Source organism: Planctomyces sp. SH-PL14 (assembly GCF_001610835.1).
Classification (GTDB): domain Bacteria; phylum Planctomycetota; class Planctomycetia; order Planctomycetales; family Planctomycetaceae; genus Planctomyces_A.
On the sequence record NZ_CP011270.1, the window covers coordinates 2,518,072 to 2,534,021 of the forward strand.

General features: G+C 61.5%; 17 protein-coding genes. 13 read left to right on the plus strand and 4 right to left on the minus strand.

The genetic code is table 11. The features are described 5' to 3' along the window. Positions 1-75 precede the first annotated feature (75 nt). From VT03_RS09865 to VT03_RS09895, 7 genes are all read left to right on the plus strand, one after another. Positions 76-828, plus strand: a complete 753-nt coding sequence (locus tag VT03_RS09865; RefSeq protein WP_075092822.1) for a S49 family peptidase — start codon at positions 76-78, stop codon at positions 826-828. A 54-nt stretch (positions 829-882) separates the two neighbouring features. Continuing rightward, the gene (locus tag VT03_RS09870; protein WP_075092823.1) at positions 883-1,494 is read left to right on the plus strand and encodes a hypothetical protein; all 612 of its coding nucleotides are present in this window, start codon (positions 883-885) and stop codon (positions 1,492-1,494) included. 66 nt (positions 1,495-1,560) lie between these two features. After that, positions 1,561-1,746 carry a hypothetical protein gene (locus VT03_RS09875; RefSeq protein WP_075092824.1) on the plus strand — a complete coding sequence of 62 codons (186 nt, stop codon included), beginning with the start codon at positions 1,561-1,563 and terminating at the stop codon, positions 1,744-1,746. Positions 1,747-1,808: 62 nt separating this feature from the next. Then, positions 1,809-2,057, plus strand: a complete 249-nt coding sequence (locus tag VT03_RS09880; RefSeq protein ID WP_075092825.1) for a hypothetical protein — start codon at positions 1,809-1,811, stop codon at positions 2,055-2,057. A 20-nt stretch (positions 2,058-2,077) separates the two neighbouring features. After that, positions 2,078-2,332, plus strand: coding sequence for a hypothetical protein (locus VT03_RS09885; protein WP_075092826.1), 255 nt, complete (start codon positions 2,078-2,080; stop codon positions 2,330-2,332). Positions 2,333-2,668: 336 nt separating this feature from the next. Continuing rightward, a complete protein-coding gene (locus VT03_RS09890; protein ID WP_075092827.1) occupies positions 2,669-3,409 on the plus strand; it encodes a hypothetical protein in 741 nt (246 codons plus the stop codon). Beyond that, positions 3,399-4,841, plus strand: coding sequence for a phage tail tape measure protein (locus VT03_RS09895; protein ID WP_075092828.1), 1,443 nt, complete (start codon positions 3,399-3,401; stop codon positions 4,839-4,841). The genes VT03_RS09890 and VT03_RS09895 overlap by 11 nt, the downstream gene beginning before the upstream one ends. A gap of 289 nt (positions 4,842-5,130) precedes the next feature. Here the strand turns inward: VT03_RS09895 and VT03_RS09900 are convergent, their stop codons facing one another. The 4 genes from VT03_RS09900 to VT03_RS09915 all read right to left on the minus strand — a co-directional run bounded on the left by VT03_RS09900 (position 5,131) and on the right by VT03_RS09915 (position 7,957). Continuing rightward, positions 5,131-5,928 (minus strand): abortive infection system antitoxin AbiGi family protein, encoded by a 798-nt coding sequence (locus VT03_RS09900; protein WP_075092829.1) that lies wholly within the window; start codon positions 5,926-5,928, stop codon positions 5,131-5,133. Positions 5,929-6,011: 83 nt separating this feature from the next. Then, positions 6,012-7,187 (minus strand): helix-turn-helix domain-containing protein, encoded by a 1,176-nt coding sequence (locus VT03_RS09905; RefSeq protein WP_075097039.1) that lies wholly within the window; start codon positions 7,185-7,187, stop codon positions 6,012-6,014. Positions 7,188-7,238: 51 nt separating this feature from the next. Then, on the minus strand, positions 7,239-7,718 hold the full coding sequence (locus VT03_RS09910; protein WP_075092830.1) for a hypothetical protein: 480 nt from the start codon (positions 7,716-7,718) through the stop codon (positions 7,239-7,241). Positions 7,719-7,744: 26 nt separating this feature from the next. Continuing rightward, positions 7,745-7,957 (minus strand): hypothetical protein, encoded by a 213-nt coding sequence (locus tag VT03_RS09915; RefSeq protein WP_075092831.1) that lies wholly within the window; start codon positions 7,955-7,957, stop codon positions 7,745-7,747. A gap of 543 nt (positions 7,958-8,500) precedes the next feature. On the opposite strand from VT03_RS09915, the gene VT03_RS09920 reads away from it, so the two are divergent. The 6 genes from VT03_RS09920 (at position 8,501) to VT03_RS09945 (ending at position 15,837) form a co-directional block, all read left to right on the plus strand. Next, the gene (locus tag VT03_RS09920) at positions 8,501-9,007 is read left to right on the plus strand and encodes a hypothetical protein (protein ID WP_156514378.1); all 507 of its coding nucleotides are present in this window, start codon (positions 8,501-8,503) and stop codon (positions 9,005-9,007) included. Continuing rightward, positions 9,004-9,261 (plus strand): hypothetical protein, encoded by a 258-nt coding sequence (locus VT03_RS09925; RefSeq protein ID WP_075092833.1) that lies wholly within the window; start codon positions 9,004-9,006, stop codon positions 9,259-9,261. Before VT03_RS09920 ends, VT03_RS09925 begins: the two co-directional genes overlap by 4 nt. Positions 9,262-9,395: 134 nt before the next feature. After that, positions 9,396-9,737 carry a hypothetical protein gene (locus tag VT03_RS09930; RefSeq protein WP_156514379.1) on the plus strand — a complete coding sequence of 114 codons (342 nt, stop codon included), beginning with the start codon at positions 9,396-9,398 and terminating at the stop codon, positions 9,735-9,737. A gap of 266 nt (positions 9,738-10,003) precedes the next feature. After that, a complete protein-coding gene (locus VT03_RS09935; protein ID WP_075092835.1) occupies positions 10,004-11,233 on the plus strand; it encodes a tyrosine-type recombinase/integrase in 1,230 nt (409 codons plus the stop codon). Between the two features lie 243 nt (positions 11,234-11,476). Next, positions 11,477-14,074 (plus strand): PQQ-binding-like beta-propeller repeat protein, encoded by a 2,598-nt coding sequence (locus tag VT03_RS09940; protein ID WP_075092836.1) that lies wholly within the window; start codon positions 11,477-11,479, stop codon positions 14,072-14,074. Positions 14,075-14,184: 110 nt separating this feature from the next. Next, positions 14,185-15,837, plus strand: a complete 1,653-nt coding sequence (locus VT03_RS09945) for a PQQ-binding-like beta-propeller repeat protein (protein WP_075092837.1) — start codon at positions 14,185-14,187, stop codon at positions 15,835-15,837. Positions 15,838-15,950 lie beyond the last annotated feature (113 nt).

The window sequence follows — 15,950 nt, forward strand, 5'->3', positions numbered from 1 at the left end:
CGACGACCAATCCATAAGCTGGCGCAATTGAACGGATGCACTTGGTGCATGCCGCCTTATTGCCTCCCGAGGGTAATGGAGTCCCTTCGAATCGGACCGATTCACGGTTTCGGGGACTTCGACGATGACGACGACGGCCCCCCTCAGACCTCGACTCTGGGAAGTGTCGGCGTAATTAACGTCTACGGACTGCTCCAGCGTCGGGCTGACTCGCTGATGCACCTGACCGGCGGAACGGCCGTCGAGTTCGTCGGCCAAGTCTTCGCGACGATGCTGAAGAATCCCCGCCTGTCGTCGATCGTCCTTCGGTTCGACTCGATGGGCGGCGACTTCCAAGGCGTTCCGGAACTGGCGAAGCGGATCTACGCGGCCCGCGGAACGAAGCCGATTTATGCACATGCGGACGGTTGGATGGCGGGTGCGTCCTACTGGCTCGCCACCGCGGCGGGGCAACTCGTGGCCACGCAATCCTCCCCGGGAATCGGCGGTCTGGGCTTCGTTCGCCTGCACTTCGACCAATCGAAGTACATGGAAAATCTCGGTGTTCGGACCACGATCATCTCCTCCTCGCCGTACAAGGCCGAGGAGAACCCCTACGAGCCATTGTCATCCGAAACCAAAGCTCACATTGAGTCCCGCGTTGCCATCTGGGACGCGGAGATGTCTTCGGATATCGCGACCTACCGAAACCGCCCCGTGACGGACGTTATGCGGAACTTCGGCCAAGGCCGCGTACTGCTCTCCGAAGACGCCAAAGAGGCCGGGCTCGTTGACTCGGTCGAGTCGTTCGACGCCCTGATTGATCGTCTTGGCGGCACTCGCCGCTAACCAGTGACCCCGCCCGGCGGATGTTCTGTCGGGCTCATTTCTCGTGAGGTTTCCATGTTGAAGACCGTGCCAAAGCCGACCCTCCCTAAGTTCCACGACCTGCCGACGCTGTTCGCGCCTGAATGGGGAAGCAAGGCCCTCAAAGGCCGATTGCAGGAAGTGAATAACGCCGGCGAGGCGGCGACCCGAGCCCGCACCGCCTATGTCACCGCGTTCGAGGCGCACGCAAAGGGCTGGGACAACCCGGCGACGGCGGATGCGTCGACGCTCGCGAACTTGCCCTATCTCCGCGTGCAGCAACTGCAAGCCGAATTGCACTGCAGGGAACTCGCGGATGCGTTCGTTCTCGCCTGCGATGAGGAGGGCAAGACCGAGGAGCTGCGGCGGTACCAGTCTCTCGCGGATGCCCGACGAAAGGCCGCGGCAGTTCTCGTTCAGGCAGGCTTCGCTTGCTTCGACCTGCAGGCCGATCCGCTGCGGGAAAAGGACCTCGTGCTCGATGAGTACCAGGGAACCAAGGACGCGCACGCAGCAATCAAGGCATTGGCCAATGACCGCTGGAAGCTCCAATCGGCTTGCAACACCCATTCGCAGTGGACGGGCGAGGTCCGCGAGGCCCTGTTGTCCCATCGCACGAAAGTGTTCGCCGCCGCGGCTGCCGGCTGATCCCTTCCTCCGGCGGTGACAAATTGCCACAGCCGACAACCCCTCACCCTCCCAGAAGGAACCATCGTGAATCCCCTCGAAAACCTGACCCAAGAGCAGCTGCTCGCGGAGTTGATCCGCCGCATCGACTTTGGCTCCACGAATCGGAAGACCTCGGCGGACTGGCACTACGCCAACCTGATCCCGTCGCCGACCGTCTTCGCCGAGGCGGTGAAGGCTGAAGCGGAGCGACGCGCCACGGCTGCCGAGTGAACCCCCTTCCCAGAACGCCGGGCGGGGATATCTCGCCCGGCTTCTCTCTCGACTCTCCGACCATGCCCACAACGAACGACCTGCAGGCCCGCGAGGAATGGCAACGCCGAGTGGCTGCCATCCGTGAGGCTCACGCCCCGGCGGGATCCCCTGACCGACCGCACTACGACGCCGGACATGAACACGGCCGCGAATGGGGCGAACGGCTCCTGGCCGAATCCGGAACCGATCTGCGGTCCGCTCTGTTCGTCATGGGCATCGCCGAAGGGCTGATGAAGTCTCTCAATGCCGCGATCGACTCGCGGAACTGATCCTCCGAAAGGAACTCCCCATGTTGCCCGTCTCCCTTATCAATGGCCCCGAAGACCTGGCTATCGTCGAAGCATTCCGAGCGGCCCCCCGTCCCCTCCTTCGGCTCGCTCCGAATCGTGCCGAGGCGCTCCGGCTGGCTGCCATCTTCGCTATGGCTGCCGAAAGCCAAGCGGCCCGGATCGCGGAACTGACCCGCGGCATGAAGCCCGGCGACGTGATCGAGGTTCCCGGCCCCGTCTACTTCGCAGGTGCTGCAAACGATGGGTGCGCCTGAAAGATCCCGCAGCGGCTCGCCTCATCGTGCCCCGCGGGGCAACGGGGAGTTTATCTCCAGCCCGAAGGTCTCTCGGTCCGGAACTATTTCGTTGATGGCTGTGGCCACGTTCTTGTATCGGATGGACGCCGGATCGAAAGCGTAGTCGGGCGGACAGAGCCCCTGAGCGAGCAGCGAGACTCCAACGCTGCCAATCAACCAAGTGCCGACGCAACACAGACCGTCAATGCACGCGTAAATGTATCGCACGCCCGTAGCCCCAACGAAAACAGCCTGGGATTCAGAGCGCCCGCTCCCCTGGCCGGATCGCCGAATCTTAGACGCAAAGGAGAAGCCTTGCACTTCCGAATCTTCATCCCCGACGCACCCGCGACGGCCAGTCCTGAACATCTCGTGAGCGTAGGACTGGGGCACCTCGCGGAGGGCTTCCATGCGGTTCCCCACCAGGGATCGAAGGACATCGCTGACGGAAAGCATGGGGCGATCTACTTCTGGCCCCGTCCTGGCGACAGCGTCGCTCTCCCGAAAAAGCCGCTGACCTGGATTCAGGCAGTCCCGTTCCGGGGGCTCGCGGCTGAGCGGTATTTCATCGGTTACGACCCGGACCAATTGCCGCGGTCCAGTGAGTTGCTGGTTTCGCTTCCGATCCCTGGCGAGCACCTGCCTCTGCACGATGTGTCGCAGACGTGGATCGTTCCGGACTTCCTGTTTCTGCCCGCTGGCATGGTCCTGACCGCCGACGGAGTGAAGCTGGAACGACTCTCGCGATATCAGCAACGGACGTTCAACGCATCCTCTTGGATCCGGCAGTGCGAGGAATTCACGAACCAGATCCGGACCGGCCGCGTCGACGACTCGATTGAGTGGGATAAGGCTTGGGACTTCGGATACGACAGCCTCTGCCTCAATTTCCGGCTCACGCCCGAGGTTGTGAACCTCCTGAATCTGCTCAGCACGGACAGCATCGTGCCGCTGATCTTGGCTGCGATCGGCTCAATGGAAATGTACCGCAAACAAACCCACGTCCCCGAGGCGTTGGTGATCCCCGGAATGGAAGGAAACCACGATGTCGAATGAGATCAAACTCACGCAGTCCCTTGATGACCGCCAATACATCGAGGCACTCCAGAAGCAGTACCAGCTGATGGAGAAGATGGAGAAGAGGTTGGACGGCGTTGCGAAGGCTGCGAAGAAGGCCGGCAACGACGGAAAGAAGGCGATGGACGATTGCAGCAAGAGCATCGAAGATGCCGTGGAGGCGACTGTCGGCTGGGCGGCCGGCCTCCTTTCCATCTCGTCAGGCTTCAATCTCGTCACGTCGGCGAACAAGGCAGCCCGTGAAGAGGCTGAGAAGACCGGGCGCGAATACGACGCGCTGATTCGAAAGGTTGCCGTCCTGGGGAATATGTCTTCGCTTCAAACGAAGCAGGCGCAAGCGACCCTGATGGAAACCGCGAAGGAGGTCGGCTGGACGAAAGAGCAGGCCACGTCGGCAGCAGTTGCGCTCATGGGGGCTGGCTTCTCAACGGAAGAAGCTATCGGCCCGTCGGCCGTGGCGCTGGGAAAGGTGATGGCGGCCTCTGGTGAAATCGACGCTGATCCGGGCGAGATTGCCACCGCGACGGCGAACTACAATAAGGCCATCGGCAAGCCGATGAATGCTGAGTCGATTCTTGAGATGGGCAAGCGGGCGGTCGGTCTCGACGCCACCAATTTCACGCTCAACAACATTCCTGATGTGGCGAAGATTGCCGCAGGCTTGAACCGGATCAATCCGGAAGAACAGTTTGCGATTCAGGCAGCTCTGCAGGATGTCTACCCGACCGGTGCGGAGGCTTCCACGGCGTTCAAGTCGATCTACGGAAGCCTCACGTCCAAGGGGAACCGGAAGGAGTGGCAAGAGGCAGTCGGGCGGCTTGGCCTGAAAGCGGATGACATCGACTTCCTTGGCGAGGACGCGGCAACCGTTCTCGACCGGATCAACACCGCCTATGAAGCTGCACCTCAGAAAACCCGCGACAATGAGATGAACTCTATCTTCGGGGAGTTTGGCCCGGCGGTCGTGAACCTGATGCAGAATGCAGGCAAGGTTCGAAAGAACATCGCGTTACAGAAGGACACGTCAGCCTTTGACAACAAGGTCGCGATCGCCACTTCCGGACGGAACGCCGGAGAGCGGCGGATGGACGTTGAGCTTGAGGGGCTCAGGCTCCAAAACGATCAGCAGGACGATCTGTTTGCCAAACAACGGGAGATCTTGTTCCTGAAGCAGGGCGAGCCCGCGGCCCACAACGCCATCAATGCGGCTGGCTACAGCGCGATGCGATCACTGGGTGTCTCCCAGCGAACGGCGCACGGCATGTTCTCGCCAATGAACATCTCGTTCGACGACGTGACGAAGGCGATGAACGCGAACACGCGAGCGCTCGACAAGAACTCTGAGTTGATGCAGAAGCAGAACGGTGGAGCACCTGCATCTCCCGTGATGCAGCAGGGACGGCAGCAGTAGCCGGCGGGGGTGGAGGGTGTCCGGGAGGGGTGTAGCACGACCCCCTTCCGGCCCCTCTCTCCGGCCCTCTCAGGGGGCAAAAACGAGTCCGATACCCCCCTACTTCGGGTCCTCTCCCGACGCAGAGCCAGCGCGGGGTGCCCCGCATCGCAAATATTTTGCGCATAGTGACCCCTTTGCGGGGGCAATCTGGCTGCTTTTGCACTCCGATTGCCACAAACCGTTTCGGGGTCTGATCTTTGGCAACTCGATTTTCGTCGGCCGTCGCCAATTCGGCTTCGAATCGCATTCAGAAGTGAGCGCATAGGGCGAGATCAATCTCTGCGGGCATCGCGCCCCGCTCCACGCCATTTCTACGGGCGACCTCCCTGATCAGCGTTCTGATGGGACTGCCTTCTGCTTGTGCGGCGTTCCGAACTGCGTAAGAAGGGTAGATGATCGCCGCAAGCCACGACACGGGCGCCAACATCCGGCAGCGATCCTGCGCCGACTTCGGAAGCGATTCCCAAAAGTGCCGAGTCTCTGGTGAATCAGCGTTTCGAGGATCCACAAACTCTCTACCATCAGCAGTGTCTGGCGCCAGAATGCGCCACTCTGATTCATCGTAGAAGTCGTAGCCCATCGGTCCATTGTCGTTCTTGTCGAACGGCTTGAAGAACTGAAGAAGACTCCGATCCTTGAGGTCATGCGCGCATGCTTCTAACAGAATGTCCTCTCGCTCGTTGCGAGTGTTGATATACAGCATGGGCCGGCCCCTGCGGTTGAAGAGGAACGGTCTTTTAACCGCGATCCCTAGAGATCCATATTGGGCAGCATGCGACCGTGATTGAGACAACTTGAGTTCGGTGAAGCACACGCCTGTCGCTTCTGGAATCTCTATACCATGGCGAGTCGTCCAGCCACCTTGAGGGGTGAGCCAGAATCCGTGTCGCAGGATCGATTCCAAGCGATGCAGGTAGCTATCGATGACGGCTTGCGGAGTTTCCTTCTCACGCACTCGTATTGGATCGTATTTCAGTTCGTTATCGAGGTCCTTCCCTGTCCAGTGCACCAGCAAGTCGGAATGAACGGCGAAGTCTGAAGGCATGTGAAGATGGCGCGTGCGAGTATAGGCGAAACGTCAATCGGACGTGAAACAGCTCCACTCCGGTTATAACTCTAGTGCAATCGTCAGTATTTGTTAGCAATCGTTCTTAGTTCGGTGAGTGTCATGGAGGTCTGCTTAACCTCAAAGACAAAACGCAAGGTAAATGGGAACGGCGACGTTAATGACGCCGCAAATATTTGCCCTGCAACGTCCACGTTTGCCGACTCGGCACTCGCAACATAGAAAGTATCAGTTCTAATGCTCCGTCCAGGCTGGAGCGTTCCACATTCGATCTCAACCCTGCAATGTTCCTTCCCACGATCGACGAAAACTGAGCCGGGACGGTTAATGATGGGGCGAGTGATCTCGGTTTCAGGTTTAGCCAAGATGCTCCGGGTGCGCTCAGGCCTCTCGGGCATTTCCAGATCGTTGATTGCTCTGATGCCCTCTGGAACTGGAATCTGTATTTCAATTCTTACGCTTTCGGCGTTTGACTTCCCAGTATTCTTCACGCACAGACGGACAGGGCGGAAAATGCGCTGCATGAATTCGAAATGCGCTGCCTCTCGCCACAATCTCCGGTTTGGACGTTTCGTTAACGACCACGCGGCGTCTAACCCGAACTGGCTGCCCTGATCGGCCAAGAGCGGAATCGAGTCGTCAGGAGGCATTTGGCAGCGTTCAGATGCAAATGTGACGCCGTTCCCGAGGTCAACTTCACGGTCGATCTCGCAGAAAGTGACGGCAATATCAGCGCTGGCGCCAAGGCTGTGCCGAAGCATCTGCTCTACCTCTGCCGCGTCAGCAGGTCGGTCAGGGTTTGTGCTGCTTCCGCGACGGACGTAGACCATCCCCTTTCGAAGTTTTCCGAAATCCTTCTGCAGATATACTGGCCGTGGCTGATTCGCTTCGAGCTCGATGACCCCCACTTGTTTTCCTTCGAATTGGCAAGCGCGGTAGCGAAATCTTACTGGGCGATTCGTCTTGGCGCTAACAAACTCCTGAAGGGAGTGGTCCTGTAGCTGTTCTACTTCTGGAATTCCTACGACTTCCGCGGGGCGGCCTCCGGAACCCTCTACTGAACCAATAAGGATGTACCCCGGGCTACTGCGCCACGCGTTTGCGAAACCGAGGATGTCCTTCAACAGTTCGCTCTTGTCGTCATCGCTGGCCTTGACGAATCGATACTGTTCTTGCTTGAAGTCCAACGTTGCCCCTTCGGTGCCGTAGAGCAGGCTTCGTATTTCGTCCTCGCCCATCTCGTTTCTCCGAAGAATCAACCACTGGTCCACTAACAACATCACCTGGGGTCAGCCGTGCCGTTTCTGTTGTGGCGATGGGGTGCGCGTCGCAACCGGATCCCCGTGAGGCTCGATCCCAAGATCAAATTGGTGGGAATCGGCCCGTATTCGGAGGTACGCATTGGCGATCGGCAGGAGTATCACGCCAACGATCGAGGCCCAGGCATACGCTCCATTGAAGTCGTTCCAGTTGGCCAGCTGCACCATGAGCGTGATCACTGCGAAAGCGTAGAACAGCGAGCTGTTGATGAAGATGGTCGCACGAAGTGAGTCGAGGTTGGCCGCTGCCTTCGCTCGGGTGCTCAGCTGCATGCTGTTTCCCAAGCCTCTCACGTAGAAGGCGAACGCGCCACCGAAGAGCCCGAGAACGCCGATCACTAAGAAGGCGCCATCAAGTGAGGCTCGAAACTTCGATCCGATCCACAACAGCAATACGGCGCAGGCCGCAATGCTCATGTTCCGTGCGATGATCCACTGGCTGTTATTCATCGGTGGCCCTCCGACGACTGACCGCCTCACCCAGGCGGCGGAATGATGGTCTCTGTGAGTTTGGTGGGAACGCCGTGTTTCAAAAGCCTTGCCCGTTTCCTGCCCGCGGTCAACAGCCACTGCACAACGCTGTCAGCGCCTTCGGTCTCTGCCGCCATCTCGAACAAGACGATGTCGTCCTCGCTGAAGCGAATCGTCGTCTTTGACGGCGTGTCGAATTTGCTCTTGCGGGTGCTCATCTTCGTGGATGTTCAGTCGACTGCGATGGGCTTGCAAGCGGATCGCGTCGAATGACGTTCAAGAGGGTCGCTTGACTCCCTTTGACGTCATGCTCATCATGTCCCCCGTCAGTCGTGTTTGGTGCCTCGAACACGACTGGTAGCAGCGATCAACCTGACGTTCGGCTTTGCCAGCGGCAGATTCGGAAGCCCCCGCGAAGTACCAGGCACGGTCTCGCGGGGGCTTTCTGCATTCCCGGTTCAGCCAGAGGAACGGGGATTTCGGGGAGATGGCTCACGGGCGAAGGGGTCGCCCAACCCGGCCCATGAAGGGACCGGCGATCCGCCGCAGGCAAGCGGCACTCTTAGGCACTGACGGAGCGTCACGACAAGCACACGCCCGACCGCAGGCTAAGCGGTCCGCGCTCACTCTCCGCGCATGAAAAAAGCCTCTGGCGACACCACATCACCAGAGGCATGAGAGGTTCCGGTTCCATCTTCTACGAAAGACCCAAAACCATGATTGAGGTTATCGCTGAGCCTACGCGCGGTCAAGAAGCCGCGGTGCGGATCGTCTCTCACGCCGTTCCCGACACCCGCGAGTTTGAAACACTCCCTTCAACCGTTCCGCTTGTCGTAAAGCAGCGGGACCCCGGCTGGCATCCGCCGACGTGCCGCAGTCTCCCGGGCGGTTGCTCGTTCTCGATGCCGAAAGCCCTCGCGGTGCAGCTCGCCGTGATGCTGAACCGCGCCGAGATGGCCCGGTACGACACAAAGAACCCTTCAGACGGCTCGACCAACTGGTACGTCGTGGCGATCTCCAAGAGCGGGTTTACGGTCGTCAAAATTCTGGTCCTCGATTGGTGGCCGGAAAGCCCGTTCGACCTTCCCCCGGACGCATGGCCCATGACGTTTGCCAATGTGGCGGCTCGCTGTGCGTCTCAGGAGTTCAACCGCCGACAGATGGCTAACGGCAGGGTGCCGGCCTACTGGTGCGTCAGTATCAAGCGGATATCCGCGGCGGACCTGATCGCCTCCGAGGGGTTTGAATGGAAAGGGGGTGCCGCATGAGGCGAGCCATCATCCCTCAACCGCTATTCGAGGAGCGACGGCCCTACTTCGCCTTTTCTGCGGCGGAGACGCATTCACGGCGCTCGCCGATCCGCTTCGCCGCGGACATATCGCTGGTCGTCTCGAATGCCCGCACCCGGGAGGAAGCCCTGTCGATGCTCCGGCAGTGGCTCGACGACGTGTCTGTCTTCGGACTCGAAACCAACCCGGCCGCGGTCAAGCCGCTCGCCAACCCGGAAGGGGTGCCTGCATGATCCAGAGCGTCACACAAGAGATTGAGGCCAAGGCGACAGCAGAGGACGAACCGCCCTGCAAGGTTCGGCTGGACCTGTCCGGCGAGTGGCCGATCGTCGGCGGGGTCGCTTGGCTGGGAGGGATATTCATCCCCATGAGCAGTTGGTTTCGCCTCACGAAGTACGAACGGCGGAAGGTGACGAAGTGGCTCGCCCAGAAGGGGCGGCTCGTTCGCGAACAGCAGGTTCACGACGGTCGCGGAATGGTTCACGTCGGCCGGCCGCAGAAGGCGGAAATCTCTCGACTGACCTTCGATGACGTCCATATCTGCATCGGAAACGAGGCGGTGCGGCACTACGACATCGTCTCGGTCCGAATTGACAACGTGAACGACCGAAGAGAAGCCCTCGCAATCTTCCGGGAGTGGCTGGCAGACCTGTGCGCTGTCGGCCTAGACCCGGATTCAGTGGAGGAGTTCCTGTCCGAGAAGGACTAACGAAGACCCCGCCCGGGGATGGTTGAGCGGTGGGTGGTTGGCCCTGCCCCTCTGCTCCTGTCCCCGGGCTCTTTTCAGACAACTTAGCACGCGAACAACCACGCCCGGCGGGATACCGACCGGGCTTTTCCCTGCCCGGGGGGCTTTTCCCGGGGAAAAGTCGACCACCATTCCGCTAAGCAAAACACAGGGTTTCGACCCTGCCGAGGGGCTTGTACCCCTTTTCCCCTTATCCCCTAGTTCTGTCACACAGAGGAGTACCAGAAATGGACCGTTTCCACGTTCGAATCATCAGTATGACCGGCCGCCCGTTCCTCGTGGCCGAGTGGCGCGATCCGGCCAGCGGGAAGCTCAAGAGGAAGTCGACCGGCCACAAGGTCCGGAGAGACGCGGAGCGGTATGCCGCCAAGTTGGAGAAGCAGCTGAACGACGGGGAGTTCATCGCGACCGCAGTCCGCTGGGACGACTTCCGGGTGCGGTATGAGGAAGCCCACGCGGACCGATGGGCGCCGCGGACGAAAGACCGGGTCAAGGGGATGATGACCGCCGTGGAGCGGGAGATTGCCCCCAAGTTCCTCCGCTCCGTAGACGCTGCGGCGATCGCCTCCCTTGTCCGGGCGATGCGGAAGGCTGGCAACACCCCGGCGACGATCGGGGCGCACCTGCGGCACCTGAAAGCGGCCCTCCGGTGGGCAGCCCGCAAGAACCTCCTTGGGAAGGTCCCCGATATCGAGATGCCCCAAGGGGCAATCGTTCGCGGCGGCCGGGCGATCAGTGGGGAGGAGTTCGAACGGATGCTGGAAGTCGTGCCGGCGGTCTTGGCGGAAGGCAAGGCCCGTCTGGCGCAGGATCCGGAGTCGTGGCGATACTTCCTCCGTCTCCTCTGGGTGTCCGGGCTGCGGATCGGGGAGGCCCTGAAACTCCACTGGACCGAGGCGGATGACCTGATGCCGCTGATGAGAGGGAAGATTCCCCGCTTCCAGATCCAGTCCCGCGCCAGCAAGAACCGGAAGACGCAGACCTTCCCTATGGCCCCCGAGGCGTTCGGGCTGCTCTCTGAGACGCCCGAGGGCGAGCGGACGGGCTTCGTGTCGAATCCGGTCTACAACGGTCGGCGGGCGAAGTACATGGACGCGGTGATCGTCGTCTCGGCGATCGGCCGTAAAGCGGGGGTGATCGTCGCGAGGAAGGAGAACGGGGATCCTGTCTACTGCACGGCCCATGACCTCCGTCGGTCCGCGGCGACCCGCTGGGCTGCTCGGGTGATGCCAAGTGTCCTGCAGGCGATGATGCGTCACGCCAGCCCGGCCACTACCGCGAAGTTCTACACCGATGGCAGCGGAGACCCTATCGCCGCAGCTGCATGGGAGATGCTGGGGGGCTCAGCTTACAAACCTGCAGGGATCGCTATCGAATCGACTATCACTGCCGGAGAACAAAACGCTGCCAACGACGCAAGTCGTGACCGGAAAACATCGTTGGTCGGCAACCCCTGAGAGCCCCCAGACGATCGGTAATCGTTTCCGCGTTCCTTGCCGGGGCGAAGTCAAGGAAGTATTGTTGAAACAACTATCGGGAAGGATGCGTCGCCGCATCAGTCCCGATCGTCTCGCCAGGTGTTGGAACTCCCTCCCGGATGCGGTGGTCCGACGCTGATGGCCGCGCGGTCGCAGGCTTCGCCTCGATCCACGCGGCAACAGCATCGGCCGCGGATCGCCGGCCCCAGAATTCTCAAGCCTATGCCTACCAAGCCGCTTTCCCTGCTGGCCTGCCTCGCGCTTTGGGCGGCCGCCCTCTCTCCGGCCGCCGCGGAAGACTGGACCTACTGGCGCGGGCCGTACATGAACGGCCGGTCCTACGACAAGAACATCCCCGACTCCTGGAAGCCCGAAGGGGGCGAAGGGAGCAACGTCCTCTGGAAGATCCCGATCGGCAGCCGCAGCACCCCCGTCGTCATGAAGGGGAAGCTGTACATGATCACCCGCGACAAGGAAGAGAAGCCGGCCGAAGAAGGGGAGCGGGTCGTCTGCGTCGACGTCAAGGACGGCCACACGATCTGGGAACAGCGGTTCAACGTCTACCTCTCGGACGCTCCGGCGGAGCGGGTCGGCTGGTCCAGCGTCGTCGCCGACCCGGAGACGGGGAACGTCTACGCCCTCGGCGTGTGCGGCCTGTTCCAGTGCTTCAACGGCGAGACCGGCGAGATCAAGTGGTCGCACTCGATGCACGAGGAGTTCGGATTCCTCAGCACCTACGGCGGCCGGACGAACTTTCCGCTCATCCATGAAGACCGGGTCATCATCAGCGCGGTCGTGATCGGCTGGGGCGAGATGGCCAAGCCGACACACCGCTTCATCGCCCTCGACAAGCGGAACGGCCAGCCGGTGTGGTTTACCGGGACCCGCGTCGCTCCCGAAGACACGACCTACAGCGCCCCGGTCATGGGGGTCATCAACAAGAAGCTCCAGCTCGTTTTCGGCTCCGGCGACGGCGCCGTCTGGTCCTTCGAGCCCCGGACCGGCAAGCCGCTCTGGAACTACTACACCTCGGTCCACGGCCTGAACGCCAGCCCGACGATCGTCGGCGACAAGGTCTACTTCGGCGTCGGCGAAGAGCTGATCGACAAGAATGGCGACGCCGACCCGCGGATCGGCGCCCTCGTGGCCCTCGATGCCTCCAAGGCCAAGCCGGGCGAGCTCGACCTGATCAAGGCGGGCGGAGAGATCTGGAAGCAGTACGAGTGGGGGGTCAGCCGCGCGGCTCCGGTGTTCCTCGACAACCGGATGTACGTCGCCACCGACAGCGGCAAGGTCTACGTCGTCGATATCGAGACCGGGAAGCTGATCGGCCAGCAGCCGATCGGCCGCATGTCCCGTTCGAGCCTCCTGCTCGTCGACAACAAGATCTTCGCCCATGAACTGAACGGCAACGCCTTCATCCTCAAGCCGAGTGAGAAGGGCGTGGAGGTGGTTCAGCGGCTCCGCATGCCGCGGGGCGAAGAGTTCCACGGCTCGCCGATCTGCGTCGACGGCCGGGTCTACATCCCCTCCACCACGCACCTCTACAGTGTCGGCAAGCCGGACTGGAAGCCGGAAGACCGCGACACGCCCCCCGCTCCGATCAAGGAAGAGCCGCGGGATACGGACAAGGAAGTGGCCCAGGTGCAGGTCGTTCCGTGCGAAGTCCTGCTCCAGCCGGGCTACTCCAAGACGCAGGACTTCCAGGTCCGCCTCTACAACAGCCGCGGCCAGTACCTGCGGAACGCCAAGCCCGGCGACGTGGAGTTCAGCGTCAAGGGGCCGGGCTCGATCGATCCTCGCACCGGAACGTACACGGTCCCGGCCGACCTCAAGGAAGCCGCTCCGGCGTTTGTCACTGCCAAGATGGGTGAAAAGGTCGGGACCGCCCGGGCCCGTCTGATTCCGGATCTCGACTGGTCGTTCAACTTCGACAGCGGCGAAGTCCCCACGACGTGGCTCGGCTGTGCCTACCGCCATGTCGTCATCGACTGGGACCTGTTCCAGAAGCTGACGAAGGCCGATCCCCAGGCCGGCCAGATGTATCTCTACATGCGGAGCCAGTTCGTCAACGTCGGGGCCCCGGCCCTGACCTATGACGACAGCACGGTCCGGATGTCATGGACGGAACTCCTGCGGTTCCTTCGGCTCAGCAACTCCGACAAGCGCCCCAAGACCAAGGAGGCGGGAGCGGAACTGTTCGATGCTTCGCTTAAGCTCCTCCAGGAGGAGAAGGTCATCGGCAAGTTTGAATGGTCGAGCTGGGAGCGCAAGACCGGTAACGGCGACGAGACGGTCGCCGAGCCGCGGCTCAAGGTGATCAAGGGTGAGCGGAAGGTCGACGGCAACGGCGTCCTGTGCAAGATCACCACGATCCCCAAAGGGATGCGGAGCCAGGGCTGGTTCGGCCAGGACACCTTCCACGACTACACGGTCCAGGCGGACGTGATGGGCGCGGAGAAGGACGGCAAGCTGCCGGACATCGGCCTCGTCGCCCAGCGATACACGCTGGACATGATGGGGGCCAGCCAGCAGCTCCAGATCCGCACCTGGACCCCGCAGCTCAGCCGCTTCTCGGCCAACCTGCCGCTGAAGTGGGAGCCGAACGTCTGGTACACGATGAAGTTCCGGGCCTCCGCCAAAGACGGCAAGGCGACACTCCAGGCCAAGGTCTGGAAGAAGGGGGAAGAGGAGCCGGCCGAGTGGATGCTGACCGCCGTCGACACGATCCCCAACGTCATCGGCAGCCCCGGCCTCTTTGGCAACGCCAAGGACGCCGAAGTGTTCTACGACAACATCACGGTGACGAAGAACAAGTAGCCCTGCGGAAGTATCGGGGAGCAGGCCTCAGGTTTCCGTCAGGAACCGTGGCTTGCTCCTGCTGATACTTGATCCCTGACACCTGATACTTCCCTCTCACGAGGCTGTTCATGACATACCGAAAGCTGTTCGCCGCCCTGGCCTTGTCCGCGATTCCGGCCATGAGCCACGCCGCCGATCCGACCGCCGCGGCGGTCAAGGAGATCCAGTCGCTGAAGGTCGGCGCCAAGGACTGGCCGCAGTTCGGCGGCTGGTCGCACCGCAACAACGTCCCGGACGGCAAGGTCGTCGACAAGTGGGACCTCGACAGCGGCGAGAACATCCTCTGGACGGCCGACCTCGGCTCCCAGACCTATGGCAACACCGTCGTCGCCAACGGCAAGGTGTTCGTGGGGACGAACAACTACGCGGGATACATCTCGCGGTTCCCGAAGGACGTCGACCTGGGGGTCCTGGCCTGCTTCGACGAGAAGACGGGCAAGTTCCTGTGGCAGTCGAGCAGCACCAAGCTCCCCTCCGGCCTGGTCCATGACTGGCCCGAGATGGGGATCTGCTGCTCCCCCGCCTGCGAAGGGGACCGGCTGTACTTTGTGACGAGCCGCGGCGAAGTGATGTGCCTGGACGCCGAGGGGTTCCTCGACGGCGAGAACGACTGCCCGTTCAAGTCCGAGGAGAACGAGAACAAGAACGAAGCGGACATCATCTGGAAGTTCGACATGATGGGGAAACTCGGCGTTTCCCAGCACAACATGTGCAGCTGCTCGCTCCTCATCGCCGGAGACACGCTGCTCGTCTGCACTTCGAATGGCGTCGATGAATCCCACACCAACATCCCGGCCCCCAACGCCGCCAGCTTCCTGGCGATGAAGAAGTCGACCGGCGAGGTGCTCTGGACCGACAAGTCCCCCGGCAAGAACATTCTCCACGGCCAGTGGTCCTCCCCCGCCTACGCGGTGATCGGCGGGCAGGCCCAGGCGATCTTCGGCGGCGGGGATGGCTGGCTTTACAGCTTCGATCCGGCCGGCGACGGCGCGGGGAAGTCGAAGCTCCTGTGGAAGTTCGACGCGAATCCCAAGGCGTCGCGGTACAGCGTCAGCGGCCGGAGCGAGCGGAACCACCTTATCGCCACGCCGGTCATTTATGACGAGAAGGTCTACATCGGCGTCGGCGAAGACCCGGAGCACGGCGAAGGGAACGGGCACCTCTGGTGCATCGACCCGACGAAGCGGGGGGACATCAGTCCCGAGATCGCGATGGGGAGCAACGACAAGCCGATCGAGGATCCGGGCGACGGGACCCGCCGCCTGCAGGCGATCGATCCGAATGCCGGCGAGAAGGCGATCCCGAATCCGAACTCCGGCGCGATCTGGCACTATGAAGGGGCCGACATCAGCGGGGACAAGAAGATCGACTTTGAAGAGGAGATGCACCGCACGATCGGTACGTGCGCGATCAAGGATGACCTCCTGTTCATTGCGGACTTCAGCGGGATTTTCCACTGCCTGGACGCGAAGACCGGGGAGTCGCTGTGGAACTACGACATGTTCGCCGCCTCGTGGGGTTCGGCGATGATCTGTGACGGCAAGGTCTTCATCGGTGATGAGGACGGCGACGTAGCTGTCTTCAAGCTGAGCCGTGAGATGGAGCTGATCAACGAGAACAAGTGTGGGAACTCGGTGTACAGCACGCCGATCGTGGCGAATGACATCATCTACATCACGAACAAGTCGAAGTTGATGGCGATTGGTGCGAAGAAGGAATAGTTGCGAATGCGGCACTTGGTAGCCGGCGAACGGGGGGCGTGAGCCCCCCGCTTTCGCGCGCCGGGGGTTCAATGCCGGCGCAGTGTTGTTACGTCAAACCCAACGTGCGACGG

Coding starts and splice junctions, on each gene's coding strand:
- VT03_RS09865 (WP_075092822.1), top strand. CDS start 76: ATGGAGTCCCTTCGAATCGGACCGATTCACGGTTTCGGGGACTTCGAC.
- VT03_RS09870 (WP_075092823.1), top strand. CDS start 883: ATGTTGAAGACCGTGCCAAAGCCGACCCTCCCTAAGTTCCACGACCTG.
- VT03_RS09880 (WP_075092825.1), top strand. CDS start 1,809: ATGCCCACAACGAACGACCTGCAGGCCCGCGAGGAATGGCAACGCCGA.
- VT03_RS09885 (WP_075092826.1), top strand. CDS start 2,078: ATGTTGCCCGTCTCCCTTATCAATGGCCCCGAAGACCTGGCTATCGTC.
- VT03_RS09895 (WP_075092828.1), top strand. CDS start 3,399: ATGTCGAATGAGATCAAACTCACGCAGTCCCTTGATGACCGCCAATAC.
- VT03_RS09900 (WP_075092829.1), bottom strand. CDS start 5,928: ATGCCTTCAGACTTCGCCGTTCATTCCGACTTGCTGGTGCACTGGACA.
- VT03_RS09905 (WP_075097039.1), bottom strand. CDS start 7,187: ATGGGCGAGGACGAAATACGAAGCCTGCTCTACGGCACCGAAGGGGCA.
- VT03_RS09910 (WP_075092830.1), bottom strand. CDS start 7,718: ATGAATAACAGCCAGTGGATCATCGCACGGAACATGAGCATTGCGGCC.
- VT03_RS09915 (WP_075092831.1), bottom strand. CDS start 7,957: ATGAGCACCCGCAAGAGCAAATTCGACACGCCGTCAAAGACGACGATT.
- VT03_RS09925 (WP_075092833.1), top strand. CDS start 9,004: ATGAGGCGAGCCATCATCCCTCAACCGCTATTCGAGGAGCGACGGCCC.
- VT03_RS09930 (WP_156514379.1), top strand. CDS start 9,396: ATGAGCAGTTGGTTTCGCCTCACGAAGTACGAACGGCGGAAGGTGACG.
- VT03_RS09935 (WP_075092835.1), top strand. CDS start 10,004: ATGGACCGTTTCCACGTTCGAATCATCAGTATGACCGGCCGCCCGTTC.
- VT03_RS09940 (WP_075092836.1), top strand. CDS start 11,477: ATGCCTACCAAGCCGCTTTCCCTGCTGGCCTGCCTCGCGCTTTGGGCG.
- VT03_RS09945 (WP_075092837.1), top strand. CDS start 14,185: ATGACATACCGAAAGCTGTTCGCCGCCCTGGCCTTGTCCGCGATTCCG.